This window comes from Sinorhizobium fredii USDA 205, assembly GCF_001461695.1.
GTDB lineage: Bacteria > Pseudomonadota > Alphaproteobacteria > Rhizobiales > Rhizobiaceae > Sinorhizobium > Sinorhizobium fredii.
Genome location: NZ_AUTC01000143.1, coordinates 22,760 through 47,296 on the forward strand (window position 1 = coordinate 22,760; position 24,537 = coordinate 47,296).

Below are 24,537 nucleotides of genomic sequence, written 5' to 3' on the forward strand. Positions count from 1 at the left end.
CTGAAGTGGAGGAACCCAATGGACTCGATCGTCAAGGCAGCGGAGCCCCCGCGGTCGGCAGCGCCAGCCGATGGCATAAGGCTGGAGGCATCGCGCGACAAGGAAAGCGGCAAGGGCGTTTTTCCCCGCATTCGTGCCAGCTCACCTGTCGCGGATCGCTATGAACCGATCATGCTTTCGCCCGAAGCGACCATCTACAGCTTCACCGTCATCCATCCCAACCCCAAGTCGGGCCTGAAACCGTTCGCGCTTGTTTATGCCGATTTCGCCGAGGACGTACGAGTGTTCGGACGGCTGGCGCTCGCTGAAGGCGAGCGGCCGCGCATCGGCGCACCGGTCCGCGTGACCACCGCACCCGATGCCACCGATGTCAACAAGGACTACCTCTTCGTGGTCGCGGAGGAGAACGTTCAATGAGCACCGAAGTCTATGTCAGCGGCGCCGCAATGACTGCCTTCGGGCGCCATAACGATCGCTCCATGCAGGAACTGGCCCAAGCGGCTGTTCTGGGGGCCCTTGAGGATGCGGCAGTCGTAAAAGGCCGCATCCAGGCCATTTATGCCGCCAATGTCTACGGCGGCATGGTTCTCGGCCAGGTGTTGATGCGCGATCTCGGCGTCACCGGCCCGGCGCTCTACAATGTCGAAAACGCCTGTGCCAGTGGCGCGACCGCCGTTCATCTCGCCTGCCAGGCGCTCCGCCTGGGTCTCTACGAGACGGTGCTAGTCTTCGGCGTCGAGCAGCTCACCCAGCTCGGCGGCGGCACCATCCCGCTGCAGCGCAACGACTACAAGACCGAGCTCTACGCCGGTCAGGGCATGACGTTGCCGACTGTCTATGCCATGCGCGGCAGCCGCTATCTCTACGAGCGGGACGAGACCCCGGACGTGCTGGCCGAGGTTGCGGTCAAGAACAGGGCGCACGGTGTGCGCAATCCGTTTGCCCAGCAGCGCACGGCAGTGACTGTCGAAGAGGTTCTGCAATCACGCCCGGTGGCCGAGCCATTGACCTTGCTGCAATGCTGCCCGTCCGCGGTCGATGGCGCCGCGGCCGTGATCCTGACTACGCGGCGGCCGTCGCAGCAGTCCGCTCCCGTGCGCGTGCTCGCATCGGCGGTCCAGTCCGGGCATCACGAGCTCGGTTGCGACGATATCCTGGATGCCGAGATCACGTCCCGCACGGCGCAACTCGCCTATGAGCAGGCCGGTGTCGATCCCAAGGACATTGGCATGGTCGAACTGCACGACGCCTTCACGATCGCCGAGCTACTCTACTATGAAGCGCTCCAGCTCGCCTGGCCGGGAGAGGGCGCGGCGCTTCTGCGCAGTGGCGCCACGGCGCTCGGTGGTCGTGTGCCGGTCAACCCCAGCGGCGGACTTTTGGCCAAAGGCCACCCGCTGGGTGCAACCGGTGTCGCCCAGATGGTCGAGGTCGTCTGGCAGATCCAGAACCGTGCCGAAGGCCGGCAGATCGAAAACCTGCGCCTCGGCCTGACACAGTGCACCGGTGGCGGCATCGCGGGCGTCGACCATGCAGCGTCCGCGGTTCACATTCTGGGGGTGTAAAATGAGCGATCAAAATGTTGCCATCGTCACCGGCGGCGCGCGCGGCATCGGCCGCGGGATTGCCGAAGCCCTGTTGACGGCGGGTATGGATGTAGCGCTGCTCGATCTCGACGCCGATGCGCTCGCCGCCACCGCCGCCGAGCTGATGACTGCCCACCTAGGGCAAAGCGTCATCGGCATCCGCACCGATATCACGAAACGTGACGAAGTCGAGAACTCCGTGGCCACGGTCATCGAGCGGTTCGGCCGAGTCGACGTGCTTGTCAACAATGCCGGCATCGTGCGCGACCGCCGTCTCGTCAAAATGGAAGAGGACGACTGGGACAGTGTCATCGCCACCAATCTCAAGTCCCAATTCCTCACCTGCAAGGCGGTCGTGCCCCATATGATCGACCGGCGATATGGCCGGATCATCAACATTTCGTCGCGCGCTTGGCTCGGCGGTTTTGGCCAGGCGAACTATTCGGCGGCCAAGGGCGGCGTCGTCAGCCTCACGCGCAGCCTTGCAATCGAGCTGGCATCGCAGGGCATCACCGTCAACGCCGTTGCACCGGGCATCGTTGAAACACCACTTTTCCAGACATTCGCAACCGATGTGCAGGAGCGGCTGAAGAAGAGCGTGCCCATGCAGCGGATAGGCACGCCGGAAGACATAGCGCAGGCGGTGCTTTTCTTCAGCTCGAAGGCGAGCGCCTACATCACCGGCCAGCTTCTTTACGTCTGTGGCGGTCGTTCATTGTCCAGTCCAAGCGTGTGAGGGCATCATGACAATCGTGACAACGATCAACGGAGCAGTGGCGACCATCCGGATCGATCGACCGGAGAAGCTGAACGCGCTGGATGTGGCACATCTCCGCGAACTTCGGTCGGCGCTCAAGCAGGCATCGGACAACAACGCGGTGCGGGTGCTCGTGCTGACGGGAACGGGTCGGGCCTTCTGCGTCGGAGCCGATCTGACAGCCAGCCGCGACAACGAACGCAGCCTTGCGGCGGCCTTTGGGCTGCCGCTCGCGGAAGCCGCAGATCAGGGGCTTTACATCCGGCTCTTCGACCTGGAAACCCTAGAGATTCGCAAGCCCCTGATCGCGGCGGTCAACGGTTTCTGCCTTGGCGGTGGCCTTGAACTGGCCCTGCAGTGCGACTTCATCATTGCGACCGAGGGCTCGAGCTTCGGTTTGCCTGAAGTCGTCGTCTCCAGCCTTCCTGGCGGGGGCGGTGTTCCGAGCCTGCTCGACGCCGTACCCAAGGGTGTGGCGAGGCGCATGCTGCTGACTGGGGAGCGCATCGATGCCAAGAGAGCTTATCAGATCGGTTTGGTGACCGATCTTTGCGCCGACGGCGAATTGGAGACCTTGATCGAGAATATCGCGACGACGGTCGCCGGCAACGGTCCGATTGCAGTGCAACTCGTCAAGATGATCGCGAGCCAATCCGCCAACATGTCCAAGGCGCAGGCGTTCCAGCTGTCCGAACTTGCCTGGGGTGTCCTGCGCGACACCGAGGATCGGCGGGAAGGTCGACTTGCCTTCAGTGAGAAACGGCAGCCGATCTACGTCGGCCGTTAGGCAGTGTCAGTGCTTGAGGATCGAATCTTGCCAGGCCTTAACCGTCGACGCCGACCCAGTGATCTCTGAGTATGCATTCTCCTGCGGGTCGCCTCGGTCGTAGGTGGCGCTGTTCCATCTGGACGGGGTGGTGAGCCGAGTGGCGGAGGGCGAGACGGCGTTCGGGAATCGTCAGGTCCAGGGGCGTCCCACGCGATCACCATCGACGCCGTGCGGCTACCCGGCGAGGCCTCGCCGACCGGGACACTGCCTGGACGAGGCCGGTTCTTCGCCGCCCGCGGCCTATCTTGCCTGATCGCTCGAAGGCGCGGGCTAGCCGGTGCACTGACATCGCAAGAATGCGACAGCGGCCGAAAGCGGGAGACGGCGCATGTTCACCAGGAAAGCTAAATCCTTCACGTCTAGTTCACAGATGGAAGGAGAATGATCATGAAAACCTGGTTCATCACCGGCGCCTCCCGCGGCTTTGGGGCAAGGCTCGCACATCTCGCGCTCCAACAGGGCGACAATGTCGTGGCCACTGCACGGAATGCCGCCAGTGTCACGGACAGGCTGGGCCAACATTCGAACCTGCTGGCGCTGCCGCTCGATGTCACCGACGAGGAGCAGGCCCGCGCGGCGGCGGCGCGCGCCGTGGAGCGTTTCGGCCGCATTGATGTGCTGCTGAACAATGCCGGCTTTGGCCTCCTCGGGGCTGTCGAGGAAGCCACGGCTGAGGAGGTCGAGCGCCTCTATCGCACGAATGTGTTCGGCCTGCACGGCGTCACCCGCGCGGTGCTGCCTTACATGCGTGCGCAACGCTCCGGACGCATACTCAATATCTCTTCTATCGGCGGCTACCGCAGCGCGGCGGGCTTCGGCGTCTATTGCTCCACCAAATTCGCGGTAGAAGGACTCTCCGAGGCCCTTAACCAGGAGCTCACGCCGCTTGGCATCCATGTCACCGTCGTCGAGCCAGGTTATTTCCGGACCGACTTCCTGGATTCGTCGTCTCTGTCGGTGAGCCCCACACGCATTGAGGATTACAACAGCACGGCTGGCGCCACACGCAGCCGCGCAACCGACCTCAACCATAGCCAGCCCGGCGATCCAGCCAAGCTTGCCAGCGTGCTCGTCGCCTTTGCAGATGCGGTCAATCCGCCGGTGCGGCTGCCGCTGGGGAGCGATACTGTCGCTGCAATCGAAGCGAAGCATGCCGCCGACACAGCGATCGTGGCAGAATGGCGGCAGGTCTCGCTGTGACGGACTTTGCCCCGCCTGAGGCGGCGAACGCCTGAGATCGGGCGCGCCGGCGTACACCGCTATCGGCGCGCTTCATCTGTAAAGCGTGGCGACTCGGCACTTGAAGGTGCCAGGTGCTGTCACCGATCTCGGGTATCCTGAGCAACCGTTCGAACAACCTCGATGAGGAGCGCTCAAATGTCCAAGACCAAGCCCTCGGGCAGCAAGCGTGGGCGGCCAAACAGGCGAGACCTCTAGGGGTGCCGCCCCTGCTTGAATGAGCTTAGGTCGCCAGCCCCATCCCCCAACAGCACTCTGCGATACTCAGTCGGCGTGGTGGCTGTGACCTTACGGAAGGCCGCAGCGAACGCCGAGGGCGTCTGGTAGCCGACCGACAGGGCGATCTCCGTCACCGGCAGCTCCGGCATGGCCAGCAACTGCCGCGCCTGCGCAATCCGCAGATTGACCAGCCACTGGTGCGGCGTCTGTCCTGTGGCACGCCGGAAGGCGGTGCAGAAATGGAACCGGCTGAGATTGACCGTTGCCGCCAGTTCATCGAGCCCGATTTCCTCCTCAAGATGCTCGCGCATATAGGCGGTCACGCGTTTGACCTGCCAGTCCGCGAGCCCTCCGCGAGGTTCCTCGACCGTCAGCGCCCCAAAGGAGGAGTGTCCACGCACGAGTTGCAGGCACAGGAGGTCAATGGCCTGCTCCACGAACAACCGTGACGACGGGTCGTCCAGCCGCGCCTCGCGGCTCAGCAATTCGAGAATGCGCGCAGCCGAAGGGTCTTCGAAGCCGACGCGCCCGATCAACTCGACGCGTTTGCCGCCGGCGAGGAGATCAGCGCTCGCTTGGAGCCGCTCCTGAGGGAAATAGACGTGCGACACCTCGATCGGCCCGGCAATATCCCAGCGACCGTCATGGCCTTCGGGAATGAGCGTGATCGTTCCGGGCCGTGTCCTTGAAATACGGCGCCTGCCACCGCAACGCCAGGATATCTCCTGGTCGGCACCGTAATAGGTCATCACCACATGGCTCGACAGCCCTGGCAGCGAATCGTGCAGCGCGCCATGGCTCCAGCGCGTGGTCAGCCGGGTTTCACTTCGAAGCGCCTCGCCCGCCAGAGCGGGTGGACGGTCCAGGATCCTGGCAATGCTGTCGACGGCATCACCACCCAGGCCAATGGAAGCCTGATCGCGGGCATTTTCCGCAGCCGTTGCTCGCGTTGGAAATGTCATCAACCCCTCTCAGAGAGCCATAGCCGCAATCTACGAACATTCGTCGCAACCGAGCGACGGCCCGACTTCCGCACAATACGTAATTCTTTTCCTCGACGGCAACATCGCCTCGACGGCAACATCGCCTCACCGCAGAAAAGGAGACTGATCATGAGCAAGAAGACCATCCTCATCACCGGCGCCGGTTCGGGCTTCGGCAAGGGCGCCGCCATCGGCATGGCCAAGAACGGCCACGACATCATCGCGACCGTCCATGTCTCGTCGCAGGTTACGCCACTGCGCGAGGAGGTGAAGGCGCTGGGGCTCGACAATGTCCGCGTCGAACGGCTTGACCTGACCGACCCCTATGATATCGCCCAGGCTCAGGCGTGGGACTTCGATGTCCTCTGGAACAACGCGGGCATGGGCGAAGCCGGCCCGGTCTGGGAAATCCCCATCGACCTCGTCCGCAAGAACTACGAAGTGAACGTCTTTCTGCCGCTCGTCCTCACGCAGGGCGTGCTGCGCCGCTGGGTGTCGGAAGGCAAGAAGGGCAAGGTGATCTTCACCTCGTCGATGGGCGGGCTGTTCACCCCGGCCAACTGGGGTACCTACGTTTCCACCAAGCACGCGCTGGAGTCGATCGCCGAGGCGCTGCAGCAGGAACTGGCCGCATACGGGATCAAGATCCAGACGATCAATCCGGGCGCCTACTACACCGGCTACAACGAAACGATGGCGGACAATCCGTTCCGTTGGCTCGACGACAGCAAGCACTTCACCAAGCGCGCCGACCTGCGCAAGGGCTTTGACGACTTCTTCGCCACGCCCGAGGGTCGGATGGACCCCGCCGAGATGATCGAGCGTATGATCGAAATCGTCCCAGCCGACACCGGCAAATTCCGCAACGTCGTTCCGAAGAAGATCGAGGACATGCTGAAGGAACACCAACTCGCCGCCTGGGAAAATCAGATCTGACGCCACCCCATCCGGCCGTGATGCGAACACCCCCCTGCCCCGTCACGTTACGGCCGGACCCTTCTCCGAGGAGCACTGACATGAGCTTAACTCAATCTTGGGGGCATAGAGTCGTCTCGGATTCCGCACTCCTTTGAGTTGGAAAGTGCCGACGTCGGCCAGGTACTCCGCATCTCTGTCAGCGAGCAGCGCACGAAAGTTTTCCGACACCAGCAGCGATCGTCCCAAAGTTCTGCAACTCGCCGCGATCCGGCAAACTTCGTTCACTGCCGGGCCGATCACGGTAAAGTCCAGCCTTTCGTCGCTGCCGATGTTGCCGTAGAACACTTCGCCGAAGTGCAAGCCGAGATAGATTGACGTTGTGGCCAAGCCAAGACCGCAACGCCGTTCGTTGAGCAATGAGAGGTTCTCCGCAAGTCTGCGCCTCGCCTGAAGCGCAGCGTCCGCCGCTTCCTTGGCATCTGCCCGATTGAAGATGGCAAGAACGCCGTCGCCGATCAGCTTTAACACATCTCCCCCACAGTGGTGGATCCCCGAGATGGTTGCCTCGGCATAGTCGTTCAGCATGGCGATAAGCTCGCTGCTGTGCACCGTTTCGGACAGCGACGTGTAGTTTGCCATATCCGAGCACCAGAGCACCGTATGAATGCTCTCAACTCGGCCCCGTGCGATGCGGCCTTCCAGCACCCGCTTGCCGGCATCGTGCCCGAGGTAAACTTCAACAAGCGAATTCGCCACCTGACGAAGCGCCGCCGACTTGATGGCGAGCGTCAAGGCGGGCACGAGCCTGCGAAAGGCATCCAGATCCTCACGGCGAAAGCCGCCCGCCCTGTCCGTCGACCAACGGCAGTAGAGATTGTCCATCTCCCCGATCGCGTCCGTTCCACCCAGCGGGAGTATCTGGGCGAAATAGCCGGTGTGGCCTGCTTGCTTGAGTTCCGCGAGGACTGGGAACTGGTCCGGCACGTCGCCGCCCAAGGGCAGATGGAGCTCGGAAAGGCCATTCTCGAGCATGTGGTGGAAAGGGCTGCTGCGCCACTGCCGATCATTGTCTTCGGAATCGTCGCGAAGGAATTCCCGCTGCCGGGCGTCGAGGCTCTTGCTCGGTTCCCAATAGAATCCCTCCGATTCTCGGACCGGATGAAGAGTATCCAGGAAAATCGCCGCCTCGACGAGCTTGACGCCGAGCGCGCGCACGCGCTCGCAGAAGCCCGCGATCAGGTGGCCCTCGCTCGCGCCGCGAAGGCCCTCGTTGAGAAGCCAGTCGAGAATTCGCTCGGTCCTTTCGCTGGTCATCGCCTGCACTTTCCCAATCGTCCCCTCATGCCTTGATCGCGTCGACAAGGGCGCGAAAGCCGGCGGACATATGCCGCCGGCTCGGATAGTAGAGATATAGCGGTTCTTCCGGCTGGCACCAGTCGTCCAGCACCCGGATCAATTCACCGGAGGCAATGAACTTCTCGATACGGTTTTCCCAGACATAGGCCAGCGCGACGCCGCCGAGCGCGGCCTGGGTCATGAGCTCGTCGTCGTCGAGCGACAGCGGCCCGGTCGGCTGGAAGGTGATCGCTTGCCCGTCCCTCTCGAATTCCCATGGATAACGCGCGCCCGATGGAAACATGTTCTGGATGCAGAGGTGACGCTTGAGGTCGTGCGGCGTCAGCGGAACCGGCCGCCGCTCGAAATAGCCCGGCGAGCCGACGACCACCAGCCGCAGTCTCGGCTTTATACGCACGGCGATCATTCCCTCCGTCACGCGCTCGCCGAAGCGAATGCCGGCGTCGAACCCTTCCTGCACAATGTCGACGAGTCTGTCGGTCGCGCTGATCTCGAGCTCGAGATTGGGGTTCTTCTCCAGCAGCGGGCCGATGATTGCGCCGATGACGAACGGGGCGATCGAGTTCGGGACGTTCAGCTTCACCCTGCCGAAGGGCGTATGGCGAAAGCGGTTCAGCGCATCGAGCGCCGACGTGATCTCACCGAAGGCCGGGTCGAGGTGCGACTGCAGCAGCGCGCCCGCCTCGGTGAGCGAGACGCTGCGCGTAGTACGATTGAGAAGGCGAATGCCGATCCGCTCCTCGAGGTTGAGAACGGCATGACTGATAGCGGACGCGGTCACGCCCCGCTCCTCACCCGCCCTGCGAAAGCTCTTGTGGCGGGCAACGGCCGCGAAAGCCGACAGCTCAGATAACTCGGTCGCACGTATTCATGAGTCTCATTCAACATTGTCTCGCAAAAAACAAATCTTATACATCAGCGATTTTGGCGTCAAATTCCATGCCGTCAGCAGAGAGCTGAAGAACAGGACATCGGAAGGAGATCGTCATGAAAGTCTGGTTTATCACCGGCGCATCCCGCGGTTTCGGAGCGCTGATCACCAAGGAAGCCCTGGCCGCTGGAGACGCAGTCGTCGCCACCGCGCGCAACCCCAAGGCCGTGACGGAAAAGATCGGCGAACACCCCAACCTGTTGGCGGTCCCCCTCGACGTCACCAACGAAGACCAGGCAAGGGAAGCAGCCGCACTCGCGGTGGAGCGGTTCGGCCGCATCGACGTCCTCGCCAACAACGCGGGCTACGGCCTGTTGGGCGCAGTCGAGGAAGCAACGGCAAGCGAGATCGAGGCCCTCTATGCCACCAATGTCTTCGGGGTCCTGAAGGTTACGCGCGCCGTGTTGCCGCACATGCGCCGCCAGCGCTCGGGCCATATCCTGAACTTCTCGTCGATCGGCGGCTACTTCGGCTATCCGGGCTGGGGCGTCTATGGGTCGACGAAGTTCGCCGTCGAAGGCTTGTCGGAGTCGTTGGCAGCGGAGGTCGCTCCCTTCGGCATCAAGGTGACGATCATCGAGCCCGGCTTCTTCCGCACGGACTTCCTGCACGACAACTCGCTGGCGATCAGCCCGGCTTCCATCCCGGATTATGTCGGAACCCCGGCCGGGGACATGCGCCATTTCGCAGCCACTGCCAATCAGGCCCAGCCCGGTGACCCTGCAAAGCTGGCCAGGGGCATCCTGACCCTCGCCAATGCGGTCAATCCTCCTTTGCGCATGCCATTTGGCAGTGACACGGTTGCTAAGATCGAAGAACAGAATGCAAGCGTTGCGGAGGAGCTGGCGAAATGGAGAGAGCTTGCTGTCTCCACGGACTTCGACGTCTGATAGAACGGCGTCCCTCAAGTCACCCCGGTCGGCAGAGCCACGGGGGTGACTGACGTAATACATTGCATCCACACGCACGCTATTGATTGACGCCAGCACATGTTGGGCAGCCGCCGCATGCAGCTAAACGAGGGTTCGTTGAATGATCCGAGACGGCCCGCCTTTCAAGCGACTCGAACATCGCGCTGGGTTTTAGAGGCTATCGTCTTGACTCGATTGAAGCTCACACCTCCTATGGCCGCAGAGGACTGGGGTATAGGATGCGAACTGCACGCGTAATGTCGTTAACGCCGAACTTGTGGCCATGTGCGAAAGGGAGGAGCCGGAGCCGGAGCCCGAAGAAGGCTGGACCCCGCTGTCGGATCGGGATTACAGCGATTTGGCTGTCCGACTTTCCAATGACTGCGTTGACGGCGATCTTTGGATCTTTGCCTACGGTTCTCTGATCTGGAAGCCGGAATTTGAAATCGCCGATCGTTTGCGGGCGGCGGCCTTTGGATGGCATCGTTCCTTCTGCCTCGAACTACCCACCTGGAGAGGCACTCCAGAGCAACCCGGCCTGATGATGGCACTGGAGCGCGGAGGTCGATGCGACGGGTTCCTCTTCAAGGTTGCAGGAAACGACTGCAAAAGTACGATCGAACGACTCCTGCGGCGCGAGGTCTGGGACCAGGAAAGCATGTACACGACGCGCTGGATCAAGACCTTGACAGAGAGGGGGCCGATCAGGGCCTTGAGCTTCTGGGTCGGGCCTGTGGGAGAGGGAGTCGCACTTCGTCAACCACTTGAAAGGGTGGCATGGATATTGGCGAGAGCATGCGGCTATGCCGGATCCTGTGCCGAATATCTATATAACACGGTATTTCATCTGGAGAATTTCGGAATACATGATAGCAAGCTTTGGCGGCTTCAACAGTTGGTCGCGAAAGAGATCAGACTCCTTCATCAGCAACACGGTGCAGCGGATCGGGCGTCTCGACGAACCGTGATGGACTAACACAGGATGGTTGTGAAGCCGCCTTACGCGTCCGGCGCGATTTCCGGCTGCTCGCGCTTGCCGCGGAACATCGGACGTCCTGCATAAAGGCCACCCGCAATTTCCAGTTGGAAACGCTGCTCGTCGCGATCGCGGACATTACCCGCTATGGCGTCGATTTCATGCAGCTCCGCGCCTAGCGTTTCCAGCGCCTTTTGGCCGAGAAGCATTGCCGATTCGAATGTCTCGCGAATATGGAAATCGACACCCGCCTTGACGAGGTCGAGCGCATGACGGCGATCAGTTGCGCGCGCCAGAACCGGGACAAGGGGGAACTCCGCCTTCACTAGCTCAACGATCTGCGTGGCGTCCTCAGCCCTGTCAACGCAGACCACGATCGCCTCGCTGCGCCCTGCGCCGGCTGCATGCAGTATATCGAGCCGCTTTCCGTCGCCATAGTAGACCTCGAACTCGAACTCCCGTGCCGTATTGATCATCTCGACGTCGATGTCGATGATGGAAATGTCATGACCGTGATCGAGCAGGAGCTGGCTTACAATCTGCCCCACCCTGCCGAAACCGATGATCAGGACGGTTCCCTTGAGGTTCTCCGGTCGCTGCACCCCTTCCAATGAAGCGGGGATCGACTTCTCCACGACATTCAAGGCCGCGATAATCAACGGTGTCAACACCATCGAGATTATGATGATGGCCGTCAAAATAGCGCTCTGCTCGATGGTGATGATGCCGACGGAAAGTGCAGCCGTATAGAGTACAAAGGCAAACTCGCCGCCCTGCGCCATGAACACCGCCCGCTCGATCGCCTCCCAATGGGAGGACCTAAGCAGCCGTGCGACGACGTAGATGACGAGCGACTTAACGATCATATAGGCCGCGACATAGAAGAGGATCGCCTGCCAATTGCGGACAACGACGCCAAGGTCGAGCGACATCCCTACGGCGAGAAAGAACAGGCCGAGAAGGATGCCGCGAAACGGTTCGACATCTGCTTCCAATTGATGCCGGAACGTGGATTCGGACAAGAGTACGCCGGCGAGAAACGCGCCCATCGCCATCGACAGGCCGCCAAGTTGCATCACATAGGCGGATCCGATCACTACCAGCAGCGCTGCGGCCGTCATGACCTCGCGCGCCTGGGCGCTCGCGATTAGGCCGAATAGTGGGTTCAGGAGATAGCGTCCGGCCAGCACCAGACCGGCGATCGAAGCGACCCCGACGCCGATCGCTAACCAGTCGATGCCCTGGCTCGCGAGCGCGCTGCCGGGAACGATTGGGGCAAGGAAGGCGACCAGGGCGAGCAAGGGCACGATCGACATGTCTTCCAGCAGGAGGATTGAGACGATCCGCTGCCCCTTCGGCGTCGAGATCTCGCCGCGCTCCTCAAGGAGCTGCATTACAATCGCGGTCGACGTTAGGACGAAACCCGCGCCCGCGACGAATGAGGGCGCGACCGGAAAACCAGTGAACACGCCGATCGCCGTGAGACAGACGGCGCACAGCCCGACCTGGGCGGCTCCAAGGCCAAAGATCTCGCGCCGCAATCCCCACAGCCGCGAGGGTCTCATCTCCAGACCGATGATGAAGAGGAACATGACGACGCCGAGCTCGGCGACCTGAAGGATTGATGCCGGATCATCGAGCAGTCTCAGTCCAAACGGGCCAATCACCACGCCACCGGCGAGATAACCCAGAACGGAGCCGAGCCCCAGGCGTTTGAACAAGGGAGCCGCGACGATCGCTGCACCGAGGAGGCCGATCACAGGCAGTAGATCCATGCCGTGGGACTCTGAAGACACTTTATCCACTCCCCGCCCCGTCGCGGCTCCTAAGGCTGCGCTACCGAGATTTACCCTGCCTCACCATCGTGAATAATGAAACTGGCGGGTTCTTCTCGAAATGGTAATTGGCATCCCTGTGCCCTCAGCCCCTCAATCGGGACATTCGGCACCGGTGCTGACCCAGGCATCGATCAATGCGGCAAACGTCTCCTGCGAACCGGGAGGAGCACTGCGACCTTCGCCGGGGTGCCAGGCCCAGCCGACCAGATGGTCTTCGCCCATGTGTCGTATGAGATCGGCAAGGGAACGATTGCCGTTCCGGCTCGTGTCTTTCACCTGCCGGCAGATCTCACCCACCGTCAGCCCTTGCCAGGCCATGCTGGCCGGCGCCAATGACCAGTGCGCGTTCCCCGGAATTGATTTCATGCGGCTGCCGACCACCGGACGATTCTCGGCTCCGTGGCAGGTGCTGCAGATAAGTCCCGCCGGACCCAGCGAACTTTGGCTGGCATTCATTAACGGCACATGCGGGTGCATGTCTTCACCCTGGGTCGGGCTGCGGGTCGCCGGATGGCAGTTGATGCAGCGCGGATGCGTGATGACACGGCTTGCCTCCTCGAAGATGGCCTTCGAGCGCGCGCTGGTGTCCGCAATCGGCCCAAAGTCGGAAACGGACTTGAGCGCTCCACCATCCGACGTTTCAGCATAAGTCTGCAGGGATCCCATACCGGCAACGATACCTGTCGCAGCGAGAACGGCGACGAGCGGGATGGCGAAAATCCGCTTGATCATGATCACGCCCTCCGCAATTCGTTATGGTCGATCGGCAGCGAGCGCAGCCGCTTGCCGGTTGCCATGAAGATCGCATTGAGGAGCGAGGGTGCGACGCCAGGTGTGCCGACCTCTCCTATGCCGCCTGGCGCCTCGGAACTTGGCACGATGTGAACCTCTATCTTCGGCGTCTCGTTTATTCTCAGAACCGGAGAATCGTCGAAGTTGCCCTCCACGACGGCGCCGTTCTGGACAGTGATGCGTCCATAGAGAGCAGCGCTCAGACCGTAAATGATGCCGCTCTGTATCTGGGCTTCGACCGTGTCCGGATTGATGACCTGGCCGCAGTCGACGGCGCAGATGATGCGCTCGGTCTTTAGGCCTCCCTCGTCATCCACGCTCGTTTCCGAGATCATCGCGGCGAAACTGCCGAAATCCTCCGAAAGCGCGATGCCTCTTCCCTTACCAGGGGGCAGAGCGGTTGCCCAACCGGCCTTCTCTGCCGCAAGATCGAGCGCGGCGAGGAGACGCGGCTTATGCTGAAGCAGGCGCCTGCGGTATTCCAGCGGATCGACGCCGGCGGCATGGGCCAACTCGTCGATGCCGCCTTCTATGGCAGGAAGGTTGCGTGTGGCACCAACTCCGCGCCAGTTGCCAGTCAACATTCCCTCCGGGGCCTCATGGCGGACGAAGTCGGTGTATTTGTTCGGGATGGCATAGGGGGTTTCGGCCCCCGCCATGATGTCGAGGTCTATGCCATCGCGGGTGAAGGCCGGCAGCCAGCGCGCCATTACGGCAGGGCCTATGACGCGGTGACGCCAGGAAACGGGCATGCCGTCGGCGCCCAGAGTCGCCGTGACCTTGCTGTAGTTCAGATAGCGATAGCAGTCGTGGCGGATGTCCTCCTCGCGGCTCCAGGTGACCTTGACCGGGCCATCGACCTGCTTTGCGATTTTCGCCGCCAAAATGATCCCGTCGACATCAAGCCGCCGCCCGAAACCACCGCCCAGCAGGTGGTTGTGCACAATGACCTTCTCCAACGGAAGTCCGGTCACATCGGCGACGGCTTGCCGTGCTCGCCCCATGACCTGCGTACCGACCCACACGTCACAGCCATCGCTGCGAACGTGCAGCGTGCAGTTCATCGGCTCCATTGCCGAATGGGTGAGGATCGGGAGGCGGTAGACGAACTCCAGCGCAGGTCCGTGCTCGGCTTCGGCTTTTGCTACCTCGCCCTCGTTGATGTGCGGCAGGGCGTTGCCGTCAATTGCCTCTTCCGCCCGCTTCTCCAAGTCCACCAGCGAAAGAGTGCCATTCGGGCCTGGCTCCCATTCGATCGACAGAGCAGCGAGCCCCTTTCGTGCGGCACCGGTGTTGTCGGCCACGACGGCAACAGCATCCTCGATCCGGACAACTTGTTTGACGCCCTTTACCGCCATTGCCGGTCCGTTTTCGACCGCGCGAAGCTTGCCGCCGAAGTGGGGACAGATCGCGATCGCCGCGTAAGACACGCCTTCCGGACGGGCATCGATGCCGAATTTCGCGGTACCGTTGACCTTTTCCGGACTGTCGAGGCGTCGGACGGACTGGCCGATCAGCTTGAAGCTGGACGCAGGCTTCAGTGGCATTTCCTGCGGAACGGTTTCGGCTGCCGCGGCCTTTATCAGACTGCCATAGGCGGCGCGGCGACCGCTTGCGGCGTGGACGACATGCCCAGCCTCGGCACTGCACGTCTCGGGTGCGACGCCCCAGCCACGCGCAGCGGCGTTCACCAGCATAATGCGGGCGGCGGCGCCCGCCTTGCGCATCGGCTCGTAAACAGCGCGGATTGCGATGGAGCCGCCGGTGATCTGGTCGCCGAGCAAAGGATTTGCATAGCGCGTTGGATCAGCGGGCGCATGCTCCAGCTCCACCTGATCCAGGGAAACTTCCAACTCTTCGGCCAAGAGCATGGCTACCGAAGTGTAGATCCCCTGGCCCATCTCCACGGACGGCATGACGAAGACAACCTTGCCTTCGCCAGGGATGCGAATGAAGGCGTTAGGTTCAAACGCCTCTGCGGCAGCGGACGAAGACGAAGGCTGCAGGCCAATGACGAGTCCCGCTCCCGTTAGCGATGCGCCGATCAGGAAGTGCCGGCGCGATACCGGAAGGGTGAGTTTGTCGTGAACGGACATGGCAAATCACCTCCCCGCTGCAGCCAGCTTGATGGCTGCGCGAATGCGCGGATACGTGCCGCACCGACAGATATTTCCGGCCATGACGGCATCGATATCGTCGTCGGTCGGCGACGGATTGGCGGCAAGGAGCGCGGTCGCGGACATGATTTGTCCAGACTGACAGTAACCGCACTGGACGACATCGATGTCGAGCCAGGCCTTCTGCACGCGGGCGCCTTCGGCAGTCTCGCCAATCGCCTCGATCGTGGTGATCGGCTTGCCCGCCGCATCGGCGACAGGCATGACACACGACCTCACGGGCACGCCATCGACATGCACCGTACAGGCACCGCACATGGCGATGCCGCAGCCAAATTTCGTTCCAGTGAGACCTATGGTGTCGCGTAAGACCCACAGAAGCGGAATGTCGCCATCGACATCGACGACGTATTTTTTGCCGTTAACCAGAAGATCGTAAGTCATGTGAACACCGGCCGATGGCCGTCCCCTTAATCGTACAGCCGCGCTAAACCAAATCGCGCAGAGATCTTTTCACAGGCGTGCTTCCGGTGCAGGAGCAGTTTTGTGTCTCTCGCTTCGTTGCCGGAGGTCTCCGTTAGCGCGGGTAGGAGCAAACGTCGCCATGCCGAGGCTTGAGGTTGCGGCGGCGATCGTAGTGCTGAATGTGGTCATCGTCGTCTCCGTTGCTTTGAAGGATCCCCGGCATCGCTGACGGGCAGTTTGGAGGTGATTTGCAGCATGTGTTTCTCCATTCGCGATGCTTCAATCGGTACCTTCACACGTGCCAGGGTCGCTTATGAGCATGCTGCTGGACGAATGCCGTCGCCGCCATCGTACGAGCGGTTATGCGGTTCATACCTTCGTATGAGCCACTGACCAGGTGTCCGCCGGTCAGTTCAGTTTGACGGCTGCCGCCCGTGCAGAAGGGCAACCACCCACGCACCGTTCTGTTGAAATCGTGACCCTTTGCGCAACACATCCAGCGAGGGAGCAGAAGTGGGCCAGGTAGGCTCATGCGCTCATCACCATTTCCAGGCATTCAACGAAGGCCGTGGTGTCTATCGGCTTCCTGAAAAAGGCCACGGCCCCGCTGGCAAGCGCGACTTCCTCGAGTCCAGGCTCAGTACGAGCGGTAATCAGGATCACAGGCACCTGGGATTGCCGCTCCACGATCAGCCTTGTCAGATGGATGCCGCTCATGCCCGGCATCTGGACGTCCGTGATCACACAGGAACAACCCGGCATGACACCCGCGTCGATGAATTCCTCGGCTGATGCGAAACCACGGGCAACATATCCGAGAGAACGGATCAGCCTGACAAGCGCTGACCGCATCGCCTGATCGTCGTCGATAATGGATATGAGTGGTTCCCCAGCCACGCGGTGTCACTCGCTTCTTGTTAGCTTGGCCGCGGAGATAGGCGGAGCGCTGAACGTCAGCCTCGCACACGCACCACCCGTTGGAAATCATACTCAGGTGTTAGCGTCAGTGCTCAAGTGCAAATTCAAGGCGTCGGCCATTCGCACCAGATCGGCGAGAGTACGAGCACCCATCTTGCGCATCGCGGCGCCACGATGGATTTTGACCGTTACTTCGCTGAGACCCAGATCGCCGGCGATCTGCTTGTTCATCCTGCCGGAGGACGCCAACATCATCACTTCCCGCTCGCGCATCGATAACGTGGCAAAGCGATCTTTGAGACCGGCAGCGAGGTCCTCCGCGGCGCGTCGGCTGCGATCGCGGTTGATCGCCGTGCTCACGGCGTCGAGCATGTCCTGGTCGCGAAAAGGCTTCGGCAGAAAATCTACTGCCCCGGCCTTCATGGCCCGAACCGTCATAGGGATATCGCCGTGACCGGTGATCAGGACGACGGGTAAGTTGATGCCCAGGTCACCAAGCTGCGCCTGGAATTCAAGTCCGTTGATGCCCGGCAGCCTTACGTCGAGTACGATGCATCCGGGTAGATCCGGTCGCTGGGCATCGATAAATTCGCGGGCAGCTCCATAGCTGCGCGTTTCAAGGCTAACAGAGCGGAACAGGCGGTCTAGCGCGCGCCGCAGCGCCTCATCGTCGTCGACGATGTAGACAATCGCTCTATCGTCCGGACTGTGCGACATCTAAAGGGCCATGTTCTCTAAAAGCGTTGAAATCATAGCATGACGGAAACTGCCTCGAAGATAACACGAAGGTATTAGCCAACTGAACGTTGGACTTGGCGCGGCCTCCTTCATCAAATCGTTTGTGGAACTGACCGAAGCAGTTCAGGAGGTTATATCGGCAAGCGGTTGGGGCGCTTGAGAGGGCATGACGGGATCCCGAACGCCTTTGCTAGATGTTGCCGACGTGATGGGAACGGTAAACGAAAACACCGCGCCGCCTTTCGCGGCGTTCGTCGCCCAGAGCCCACCCTTGTGGGCCTCTATGATTGATCGGCAGATCGACAGCCCCACCCCGAGGCCGGTCGGCTTGGTCGTGTAAAACGGTTCGAAGACGCGCTCCAAGGTGACTTGCGTCAAGCCCGGACCGGAGTCCTGCACGCTGACAAAGACATTGTCGTCGTCTCTTCCGGCGGTGATCCGAAGATTGCGATTCCCGTCGTCGACATCGCTCATCGCCTCGATGGCGTTGGTGATCAAGTTGAGCATCACTTGCTGCAACTGCACGCGGTCTCCTCGGACGGTCGGCAAGCCCTCCGAGAGTTGGACCTGGAGGAAGACACCGTTCTTCAGGGCTTTGCCGCGGCTAAGGGCAACGATCTCGCTGAGCGCGTCGGTGATGTCCAGGTTCTCGAGCGACGGCGGTGCGTTCTTGAACAGGGAGCGTATCCGATCAATGACATTGCCGGCTCGCGTGCCATCCTTCACAACGTCGTCGAGTGCCTCTCTCACCTCCGCAAGATCCGGCGGGTCCCTTCTCAGCCAGCGAAGAGCAGCCTGCGCGTTGGCGAGTGCAGCGGCGATCGGCTGATTGACCTCGTGCGCGATCGAGGCGGAGAGTTCCACCAGGCTTGCCACCTGCGATGCACGCGCCAGCCTGTCGTTCGCGGCCTGGAGGGCCGCCTCGGCCCGCCTCCGATCATCGATGTCGATCAGCAAGTGGAGCCAGCGGAGGATGTTGCCTTGCTGATCCCGTAGAGGCAGGCCCAGGACGTTGTACCAGCGGTAGACGCCGTCGGCGCGACGGTGGCGGCTCTCGACATTGTACGCGTGGTCCCCTTGGTGCGCGGCGAGCTGCTCGGCGATCGTCCGCTCGAGATCGTCCGGATGGACGACGTCGGAGGTCTTCCAGCCTTTCAGCTCCTCGAATGTCTTGCCGAAATAGTCGAGGGTCAGTTGATTAAGGCCTTCGACCTCGCCTGATGGTGCCGTCACTGCGACCGGAAGCGGGATGCTGTCGACGATCAACTGAAAGTCGAGCTCACGTCGCCGCAAGACCTCCTCAGCTCGCCGAAAATCCTCGACATCGGTGACCGTTCCACACCATTTGATGATCCGTCCGGCATCGTCGAGCATCGGACTGCATTGCACGCGAACCCGGCGATACTGCCCGTCGAAGCGCCGAACGCGCGCATCCATCTCGCCTGACTGGCCGGACGCCAGAATCGACCGCCAGCGTTCGAGCAGTGCGGGCAGGTCGTCCGGATATGCCGCAGTCTGCCATTCCGAGCCACGGGCTTCGTCCAGACTGAGGCCGGTGTATTCAGACCAGCGTCGATTGATAAGCTCGAGCTGCCCGTCTGGCAGTGCGATCCACACCATGGCCGGAAGCGCGTCCAAAACGCGGCTGAGGTCGAACTCCATTGCTGCCTTTCCCCTCGAAATATTGATTAGAGTTTGCTTACGCTGTCATTTGATCTGTGTACAGGTCGATGAAACAGACGTGGGCAGTAAGCCGCGGCGAGCGCGACAATGTCGGCCGGTTGGGTCGCGCGGGATCCTGCTCGAGCCGACCCGGATCAGACCTCGCCCAGATGCAGCCGATTTCGGCAAAGATTAATCTCCGCGTTGCGTCGAGTTCAGCCGCTGACCGGAAACTTCCAAGTGGCCGCTCATGGCGCAAAAGAAGGTCGTACTTTGAGTCGGCGCGAGTGACCGGATCCCACCCGCTGCCGCCGTCGATGCGGCGGAGCTAAAGGTCGTCTTTGGGACCGGAAGCGGAAACAATTTCCGATTCCGCGCAGTGGTCCCAGGTGCAGGTCTCGGGCAGGATTTGAACCTGCGGCCTTCAGGTTATGAGCCCCAATCGAACATTCAGCCTCCGAATTGCGAAGCTTAGTGCCGTGTGAAACCGGATGCGCCCATCCGCCAAATGACCTTTCGTCGACTTCCGGCCCGAATCATCGATACCTGAATTGCCGATGGCGCGGCCGAACAGCAAATTTGTCATATTTTCAGTGACGAGCCGCATCGAAATCATAAAATGCGCGGACATACCGCACAACCAGGCGATATTATTTTGACCAAATGACTAGAAAACCGGCAGGGGGAACGACAGGAATGACCCGACAGGCCGCCGCCTTGCTGGTGGAGGACGTCCACAAGAGCTTTGGGCATCATGACGTCCTGAAGGGCGTATCCCTATCGGCACAAAAGGGCGACGTGATTTCGCTGATCGGTTCGTCGGGCTCCGGCAAGAGCACTTTCCTCCGCTGCATCAACTTTCTTGAGATTGCCGACCGCGGCCGCTTTGTCATCAACGGCGAAGAAATCCGGATGAAGTGTGGCCGTGAGGGGCGCGCTCATCCGGCCAATTGGCGGCAGATCGAACGGATCCGGACCGGCCTCGCCATGGTGTTCCAGAGCTTCAACCTCTGGGCCCATATGACCGTGCTCGAAAATGTCATCGAGGCGCCGATTTACGTCCTGAGAACGAGCCGCAAGGAAGCGACCGAGCAGGCCGAGGCCCTGCTTTCCAAGGTCGGGCTTTACGACAAGCGGCACGCCTATCCGGCGTTCCTGTCGGGCGGTCAGCAGCAGCGCGCCTCGATCGCCCGTGCGCTCTGCGTCGACCCGGCCGTGATGCTCTTCGACGAGCCCACCTCGGCGCTCGATCCAGAGCTTGTCGGCGAAGTCCTGAAAGTTATCCGCGAGCTGGCCGAAGAAGGGCGCACCATGCTGCTCGTCACGCACGAGATGAAATTCGCCCGCGACGTCTCCAGTCACGTGATGTTCCTTGATCAGGGGTGCGTCGAGGAAGAAGGACCGCCCGCCCAGGTCTTCGGTGCGCCGCTCAGCGCGCGCTGCCGCGCGTTCACCGGTGCTCTCAGCCATTGATCCGTCCGTTCCCAATTCCGACGAAAACCAGAAGGGGTAGTCGAATGAAGTTGTTTTCCATCCTATTGGCCGGCGTTGCCTTCTCACTTGCTGGTGCGGCCAGTGCGGAAGTGCGCTTCGGCATTATGAACGAGGCCTATCCGTCCTTCTTCACGAAGGACCCGTCCGGTAAATGGGTCGGTTGGGAAATCGAGTTGATGGACGCCGTCTGCGCGGAGATGAAGGAGACCTGCTCAATCGTCGACATGTCGTGGGACGGCCTGATCCCGGGTCTCGAGGCAAAGAAGTTCGACGTCATCTGGTCGTCGATGTCGATCACCGACGAACGCAAGAAGACGATCGACTTCACGGACAAATACTATAACACCCCGAGCAAGCTGATCGGCGCCAAGGACGGCAAGATCGGGGCAGCCCCCGAGGATGTTGCCGACAAGACCATCGGCATCCAGGTCTCGACGATCCAGTCCGAATATTACAAGAAGTATTTCGCCGACAAGGCATCGGAACAGACCTATGCGACGCTCGACGAGGCCTTCCAGGACCTGGCCGCCGGCCGGATCGACTATGTCTTCGGCGACGCCATTCCGCTGGCGGAGTTCCTGAAAACGGACTTCGGCAAGGATTGCTGCGAAGACAAGGGCAACGTCAAGGACGACCCGGCGATCCTCGGAACCGGCATCGGCGGCGGGCTGCGCAAGGACGACACCGCACTCCGCGACAAGCTCAATGCAGCGATCGCCGCCGTCAGGGCCAGCGGCAAGTATGCCGAGATCTCCAAGAAGTATTTCGACTTCGACCCCTATGGCGAATGACCGGATGGGCAATCGGCGCATGAACAATCATGCGCCGGTCGCTCTTTGCCTATGAATACGATCAGGTAGATCCGGATGTCATCCAGCCAATCACTCCTGGAGTTGCTCTCCCCCTACCCGCCAGGCTGGGGAGGTGTCCTCCTCGCCGGAGCGCTTTCGACGGTCTTGATTTCGCTCGGCGCCTATCTCGTTGGCGTCGTCATCGGCCTTGCCGGCGCGATCGGCAAGCTGAAGGGCAATCGGCCGGTCCGCTTCGTCCTCGATCTTTATACGACGGCCGTTCGCGCCATCCCGGAACTGATCCTGATCATCGGCCTCTATTATGCGGGGACCGACGGGCTGAACCGCATCCTGGCGGCCCTCGGTCTTCCCGCGCTCGAGATCAACGGCTTCGTCGCCGCCGTCGCGGTGCTCGGGATCGTTCAAGGCGCCTACATGACCGAGGTGTTTCGCGGCGCGATCCTCGCCGTTCCGGTCGGGCAGATCGAGGCGGCTGCCGCCTTCGGCATGAGGCCGCGGCTCCGGTTGCGCCGCATCGTGCTGCCCGCGTTGATGCCAAACGCGCTGCCGGGTCTTGCCAATCTCTGGATGTGCGTCACCAAGGACAGCGCGCTGATCGCCGTCGTCGGCTATCAGGAACTGGCGCTCGCGACCCGCATCGCCGCCGGCAACACCAAGCATTACTTCCTGTTTTTCCTCGCCTCTGCCGCGCTCTACCTCGCCATAACGCTGCTCTCCAACGTCGTTTTCACAGCGCTCGAGAACCGCTTCCGGCGCGGCCAGCCGAAGACCGCATAGGAGAGATCGGTGAATTTCTCGTGGATTTTCTCCTATTGGCCGCTGCTTGCCGCAGGTGCGGTCCAGACAGTGCTGCTGCTGGTCATTTCGGTCGGCTTCGGCTTCATCCTGGCGATCGGCCTTGCCCTGGCGCAGGTGATCGGCCCGCGCTGGCTGAAATTGCTGGCGCGCGGCTACTGCACCTGCCTGCGCGGAACCCCACTCCTGATCCAGCTCTGGCTGCTCTACTACGGCGTCGGCTCGCTGCTGCCGATGATCCCCGGCCTGCGCGCAAGCTTCCTCTGGCCGATCCTGCGCGAAGGCTTCTTCTTCGCAGCCGTGAGCTTCACTCTCAACTATGCGGCCTACGAAGCCGAGGTGCTGCGCGGCGCGCTTCTCGCCGTTCCGAAGGGCGAGCTCGAGGCCGGCCGGTCCTTCGGCATGTCGTCCTCGACGCTGCTCAGGCGAATCTGGCTGCCGCGCGCCATCCGCATCGCCTTGCCGACGATTGCCGGCGAGGTCGTGCTGCAATTGAAGGCGACGCCTCTCGCCTTCACGGTCACCGTCATGGACCTCTATGCCGTCGCCTACAAGGTGAGACAGGACACGCTGCTGGTCTACGAGCCGCTGATGGTCGTGACCGTCTTCTATGTCTGCCTGACGCTTATCATCACCCGCGCCTTCAAGATCGTCGAAGCGCAGGTTCCGGTGCGGCGGTAGCGCGGCGGGATGCCGATCGATTTCGCCGCGCACCAGCCCCTTGCGGCGCCTTTTCTCGGCAGATCGAGCCCGCCTGCGCGGCCAAAACCATCGAGAGGGTCACTAGAGTCGGTGTCGAAACGCATCTCGGAAAGGTCTTCAATGTCCTCGAACCTGTCGAGCCTCAAGGCCATGGCGAATGATCGCGGCCAGGCGATGGCCCGGCCGCACGCCGCCGGGGACCCGACCCTGCATTGGGAAACCCTGGCGCTCGACGGCGGCCTGACGATCGATCCGACGACGAAGGCGATCGCCCCCAATATCTCGATGTCGGTCAACAACATGCTGGCCCCCGGCGACGGCGCCTTTTCGGCCGACGGCGTCGCGGATCTGACTGCGCTGCCATTCCTCTATGCGCGCTGGACCAATCCGACGGTGCGGCAGCTCGAGCAGCGGATGGCCGCCCTCGAAGGCGCAGACGATGCGCTGGCGACCGCGACTGGCGTCGCCGCGATCGCCGCCACCTTCCTGACCTGTCTCAAGAAAGGCGATCACCTGATCGTCAGCGATGTCTGCTACGCGGGCGCCAGCGAACTGGCGCGGCGGATACTGCCCGACTACGGCATCGAGGTGACCGCGGTGAACATGTCGCGCCTCGACGAGGTCGCCGCCGCCTTCCGCCCCAATACGTGTCTCGTCCATTGCGAAAGCCCGTGCAATCCCATCCTGCGGCTGACCGATCTTTCCGCGGTGGCGGCACTGGCACATCGGCATGGGGCAATGGTTTCGGTCGATTCTACCCTTGCCACGCCGGTTGCGACCCGGCCGCTTGCCCTTGGCGTCGACCTCGTCATCCACTCCCTGACGAAATTCATCAACGGCCACGGCGACGCTCTTGGGGGCGTGGTTTGCGGCCGCAAGGAGCTCATCGAGAAAATCCGCTCGCGCGCCGGCGTCTATCTTGGCGCCACGCTATCGGCTCAAAACGCCTGGCTCATCATGCGCGGCATCGACACGCTCTTTCCGAGGATGCGGGCAGTGTCGGAATCCGCGATGCGGATTGCCCGCTTCCTTCGCGATCACCCGAGCGTCGGATCGGTGATTTATCCCGGACTTCAGACCCATCCTCAGCACGCGCTGGCAAAACGCCAGATGAATGCCTTTGGTGGCATCCTCACATTCCAGACGGACGACCCGCAGAAAATCGCGATCCAGCTCGCCGACCGGCTGCGCGTCGTGCACTACGCCTTTTCGCTCGGCCACCAGCGCAGCATCGTCGTCTTTCTCGACACGAAAGAAATGATGAGGTCGACCTACGGGCTGCAAGGCCCGCAGCTCGACGACTACCGCGGCTTCGCAGGCGATGGCGTCTTCCGGCTTTCCATCGGCCTGGAGTCCGTCGAGGACATCATCGCGGATCTGGATCGGGCGCTGCGATGAAGATCGCAACGAGATTTTATCGAATTCCCCGGCGCTCGGGACAGTCTGGCGCATTTGCCCTGACGGCGGTTGTCCGGCGCTGAAGTGAAGCAACCTGGAGT

The 24,537-nt window shown here is 61.7% G+C and carries 23 protein-coding genes; 13 read left to right on the top strand and 10 right to left on the bottom strand.

Annotation, left to right across the window (positions count from 1 at the left end):
• Nucleotides 1-18: 18 nt before the first annotated feature.
• The 5 genes from N181_RS17535 to N181_RS17555 all read left to right on the top strand — a co-directional run bounded on the left by N181_RS17535 (nt 19) and on the right by N181_RS17555 (nt 4,372).
• Nucleotides 19-417 (top strand): Zn-ribbon domain-containing OB-fold protein, encoded by a 399-nt coding sequence (locus N181_RS17535; RefSeq protein WP_080579236.1) that lies wholly within the window; start codon nt 19-21, stop codon nt 415-417.
• Nucleotides 414-1,565 (top strand): thiolase family protein, encoded by a 1,152-nt coding sequence (locus tag N181_RS17540; protein ID WP_060563626.1) that lies wholly within the window; start codon nt 414-416, stop codon nt 1,563-1,565. The genes N181_RS17535 and N181_RS17540 overlap by 4 nt, the downstream gene beginning before the upstream one ends.
• Before the next feature lies 1 nt (nt 1,566).
• Nucleotides 1,567-2,322 carry an SDR family oxidoreductase gene (locus N181_RS17545; RefSeq protein ID WP_037435054.1) on the top strand — a complete coding sequence of 252 codons (756 nt, stop codon included), beginning with the start codon at nt 1,567-1,569 and terminating at the stop codon, nt 2,320-2,322.
• Nucleotides 2,323-2,329: 7 nt separating this feature from the next.
• Nucleotides 2,330-3,130: an enoyl-CoA hydratase/isomerase family protein gene (locus tag N181_RS17550; RefSeq protein ID WP_037437329.1), complete on the top strand. Its 801-nt coding sequence runs from the start codon at nt 2,330-2,332 to the stop codon at nt 3,128-3,130.
• Nucleotides 3,131-3,559: 429 nt separating this feature from the next.
• On the top strand, nt 3,560-4,372 hold the full coding sequence (locus N181_RS17555; RefSeq protein WP_037435085.1) for an oxidoreductase: 813 nt from the start codon (nt 3,560-3,562) through the stop codon (nt 4,370-4,372).
• Nucleotides 4,373-4,605: 233 nt separating this feature from the next.
• Here the strand turns inward: N181_RS17555 and N181_RS17560 are convergent, their stop codons facing one another.
• The gene (locus N181_RS17560; protein WP_080579237.1) at nt 4,606-5,592 is read right to left on the bottom strand and encodes a helix-turn-helix domain-containing protein; all 987 of its coding nucleotides are present in this window, start codon (nt 5,590-5,592) and stop codon (nt 4,606-4,608) included.
• A gap of 150 nt (nt 5,593-5,742) precedes the next feature.
• Here N181_RS17560 and N181_RS17565 point away from each other — a divergent pair, with 150 nt between their 5' ends.
• Nucleotides 5,743-6,549 carry an SDR family oxidoreductase gene (locus N181_RS17565; RefSeq protein ID WP_037435065.1) on the top strand — a complete coding sequence of 269 codons (807 nt, stop codon included), beginning with the start codon at nt 5,743-5,745 and terminating at the stop codon, nt 6,547-6,549.
• 42 nt (nt 6,550-6,591) lie between these two features.
• On the opposite strand, the gene N181_RS17570 is transcribed toward N181_RS17565, so the two are convergent.
• Both N181_RS17570 and N181_RS17575 read right to left on the bottom strand, forming a co-directional pair.
• A complete protein-coding gene (locus N181_RS17570; RefSeq protein ID WP_037435067.1) occupies nt 6,592-7,845 on the bottom strand; it encodes an adenylate/guanylate cyclase domain-containing protein in 1,254 nt (417 codons plus the stop codon).
• 25 nt (nt 7,846-7,870) lie between these two features.
• Nucleotides 7,871-8,755, bottom strand: a complete 885-nt coding sequence (locus N181_RS17575) for a LysR family transcriptional regulator (protein WP_037437330.1) — start codon at nt 8,753-8,755, stop codon at nt 7,871-7,873.
• 119 nt (nt 8,756-8,874) lie between these two features.
• Between N181_RS17575 and N181_RS17580 the strand changes: the two genes are divergently transcribed.
• Both N181_RS17580 and N181_RS17585 read left to right on the top strand, forming a co-directional pair.
• Nucleotides 8,875-9,708, top strand: coding sequence for an oxidoreductase (locus N181_RS17580; RefSeq protein WP_037435070.1), 834 nt, complete (start codon nt 8,875-8,877; stop codon nt 9,706-9,708).
• Between the two features lie 304 nt (nt 9,709-10,012).
• A complete protein-coding gene (locus N181_RS17585) occupies nt 10,013-10,705 on the top strand; it encodes a gamma-glutamylcyclotransferase (RefSeq protein ID WP_155621618.1) in 693 nt (230 codons plus the stop codon).
• A gap of 23 nt (nt 10,706-10,728) precedes the next feature.
• On the opposite strand, the gene N181_RS17590 is transcribed toward N181_RS17585, so the two are convergent.
• The 7 genes from N181_RS17590 to N181_RS17620 form a co-directional block, all read right to left on the bottom strand.
• Complete coding sequence (locus N181_RS17590) at nt 10,729-12,501, bottom strand: monovalent cation:proton antiporter-2 (CPA2) family protein (protein ID WP_037435074.1); 1,773 nt, start codon at nt 12,499-12,501, stop codon at nt 10,729-10,731.
• A 132-nt stretch (nt 12,502-12,633) separates the two neighbouring features.
• The gene (locus N181_RS17595) at nt 12,634-13,275 is read right to left on the bottom strand and encodes a hypothetical protein (protein ID WP_050994736.1); all 642 of its coding nucleotides are present in this window, start codon (nt 13,273-13,275) and stop codon (nt 12,634-12,636) included.
• A gap of 2 nt (nt 13,276-13,277) precedes the next feature.
• Nucleotides 13,278-15,431, bottom strand: a complete 2,154-nt coding sequence (locus tag N181_RS17600; RefSeq protein WP_037435077.1) for a xanthine dehydrogenase family protein molybdopterin-binding subunit — start codon at nt 15,429-15,431, stop codon at nt 13,278-13,280.
• Between the two features lie 6 nt (nt 15,432-15,437).
• Entirely contained in the window at nt 15,438-15,896 is a 459-nt protein-coding gene (locus tag N181_RS17605; protein WP_037435078.1) for a (2Fe-2S)-binding protein, read from the bottom strand.
• 549 nt (nt 15,897-16,445) lie between these two features.
• Nucleotides 16,446-16,814, bottom strand: coding sequence for a response regulator transcription factor (locus N181_RS17610; protein WP_037435080.1), 369 nt, complete (start codon nt 16,812-16,814; stop codon nt 16,446-16,448).
• A 93-nt stretch (nt 16,815-16,907) separates the two neighbouring features.
• Nucleotides 16,908-17,552 carry a response regulator transcription factor gene (locus tag N181_RS17615; protein ID WP_037435083.1) on the bottom strand — a complete coding sequence of 215 codons (645 nt, stop codon included), beginning with the start codon at nt 17,550-17,552 and terminating at the stop codon, nt 16,908-16,910.
• A gap of 144 nt (nt 17,553-17,696) precedes the next feature.
• A complete protein-coding gene (locus tag N181_RS17620) occupies nt 17,697-19,235 on the bottom strand; it encodes a PAS domain-containing sensor histidine kinase (RefSeq protein ID WP_050999917.1) in 1,539 nt (512 codons plus the stop codon).
• Nucleotides 19,236-19,931: 696 nt separating this feature from the next.
• Between N181_RS17620 and N181_RS17625 the strand changes: the two genes are divergently transcribed.
• The 5 genes from N181_RS17625 to N181_RS17645 all read left to right on the top strand — a co-directional run bounded on the left by N181_RS17625 (nt 19,932) and on the right by N181_RS17645 (nt 24,436).
• On the top strand, nt 19,932-20,708 hold the full coding sequence (locus tag N181_RS17625; RefSeq protein WP_037435933.1) for an ABC transporter ATP-binding protein: 777 nt from the start codon (nt 19,932-19,934) through the stop codon (nt 20,706-20,708).
• A 44-nt stretch (nt 20,709-20,752) separates the two neighbouring features.
• Nucleotides 20,753-21,520 carry a transporter substrate-binding domain-containing protein gene (locus tag N181_RS17630; protein WP_037435931.1) on the top strand — a complete coding sequence of 256 codons (768 nt, stop codon included), beginning with the start codon at nt 20,753-20,755 and terminating at the stop codon, nt 21,518-21,520.
• A 75-nt stretch (nt 21,521-21,595) separates the two neighbouring features.
• Nucleotides 21,596-22,318: an ABC transporter permease gene (locus tag N181_RS17635; protein WP_037435930.1), complete on the top strand. Its 723-nt coding sequence runs from the start codon at nt 21,596-21,598 to the stop codon at nt 22,316-22,318.
• A gap of 9 nt (nt 22,319-22,327) precedes the next feature.
• A complete protein-coding gene (locus N181_RS17640) occupies nt 22,328-23,017 on the top strand; it encodes an ABC transporter permease (protein WP_037435928.1) in 690 nt (229 codons plus the stop codon).
• A gap of 141 nt (nt 23,018-23,158) precedes the next feature.
• Nucleotides 23,159-24,436 (top strand): trans-sulfuration enzyme family protein, encoded by a 1,278-nt coding sequence (locus tag N181_RS17645; RefSeq protein WP_037435927.1) that lies wholly within the window; start codon nt 23,159-23,161, stop codon nt 24,434-24,436.
• Nucleotides 24,437-24,537 lie beyond the last annotated feature (101 nt).

Coding starts and splice junctions, on each gene's coding strand:
- N181_RS17545 (WP_037435054.1), top strand. CDS start 1,567: ATGAGCGATCAAAATGTTGCCATCGTCACCGGCGGCGCGCGCGGCATC.
- N181_RS17555 (WP_037435085.1), top strand. CDS start 3,560: ATGAAAACCTGGTTCATCACCGGCGCCTCCCGCGGCTTTGGGGCAAGG.
- N181_RS17560 (WP_080579237.1), bottom strand. CDS start 5,592: ATGACATTTCCAACGCGAGCAACGGCTGCGGAAAATGCCCGCGATCAG.
- N181_RS17535 (WP_080579236.1), top strand. CDS start 19: ATGGACTCGATCGTCAAGGCAGCGGAGCCCCCGCGGTCGGCAGCGCCA.
- N181_RS17595 (WP_050994736.1), bottom strand. CDS start 13,275: ATGATCAAGCGGATTTTCGCCATCCCGCTCGTCGCCGTTCTCGCTGCG.
- N181_RS17570 (WP_037435067.1), bottom strand. CDS start 7,845: ATGACCAGCGAAAGGACCGAGCGAATTCTCGACTGGCTTCTCAACGAG.
- N181_RS17540 (WP_060563626.1), top strand. CDS start 414: ATGAGCACCGAAGTCTATGTCAGCGGCGCCGCAATGACTGCCTTCGGG.
- N181_RS17600 (WP_037435077.1), bottom strand. CDS start 15,431: ATGTCCGTTCACGACAAACTCACCCTTCCGGTATCGCGCCGGCACTTC.
- N181_RS17550 (WP_037437329.1), top strand. CDS start 2,330: ATGACAATCGTGACAACGATCAACGGAGCAGTGGCGACCATCCGGATC.
- N181_RS17580 (WP_037435070.1), top strand. CDS start 8,875: ATGAAAGTCTGGTTTATCACCGGCGCATCCCGCGGTTTCGGAGCGCTG.
- N181_RS17605 (WP_037435078.1), bottom strand. CDS start 15,896: ATGACTTACGATCTTCTGGTTAACGGCAAAAAATACGTCGTCGATGTC.
- N181_RS17620 (WP_050999917.1), bottom strand. CDS start 19,235: ATGGAGTTCGACCTCAGCCGCGTTTTGGACGCGCTTCCGGCCATGGTG.
- N181_RS17625 (WP_037435933.1), top strand. CDS start 19,932: ATGACCCGACAGGCCGCCGCCTTGCTGGTGGAGGACGTCCACAAGAGC.
- N181_RS17635 (WP_037435930.1), top strand. CDS start 21,596: ATGTCATCCAGCCAATCACTCCTGGAGTTGCTCTCCCCCTACCCGCCA.
- N181_RS17565 (WP_037435065.1), top strand. CDS start 5,743: ATGAGCAAGAAGACCATCCTCATCACCGGCGCCGGTTCGGGCTTCGGC.
- N181_RS17585 (WP_155621618.1), top strand. CDS start 10,013: ATGTGCGAAAGGGAGGAGCCGGAGCCGGAGCCCGAAGAAGGCTGGACC.
- N181_RS17630 (WP_037435931.1), top strand. CDS start 20,753: ATGAAGTTGTTTTCCATCCTATTGGCCGGCGTTGCCTTCTCACTTGCT.
- N181_RS17615 (WP_037435083.1), bottom strand. CDS start 17,552: ATGTCGCACAGTCCGGACGATAGAGCGATTGTCTACATCGTCGACGAC.
- N181_RS17645 (WP_037435927.1), top strand. CDS start 23,159: ATGTCCTCGAACCTGTCGAGCCTCAAGGCCATGGCGAATGATCGCGGC.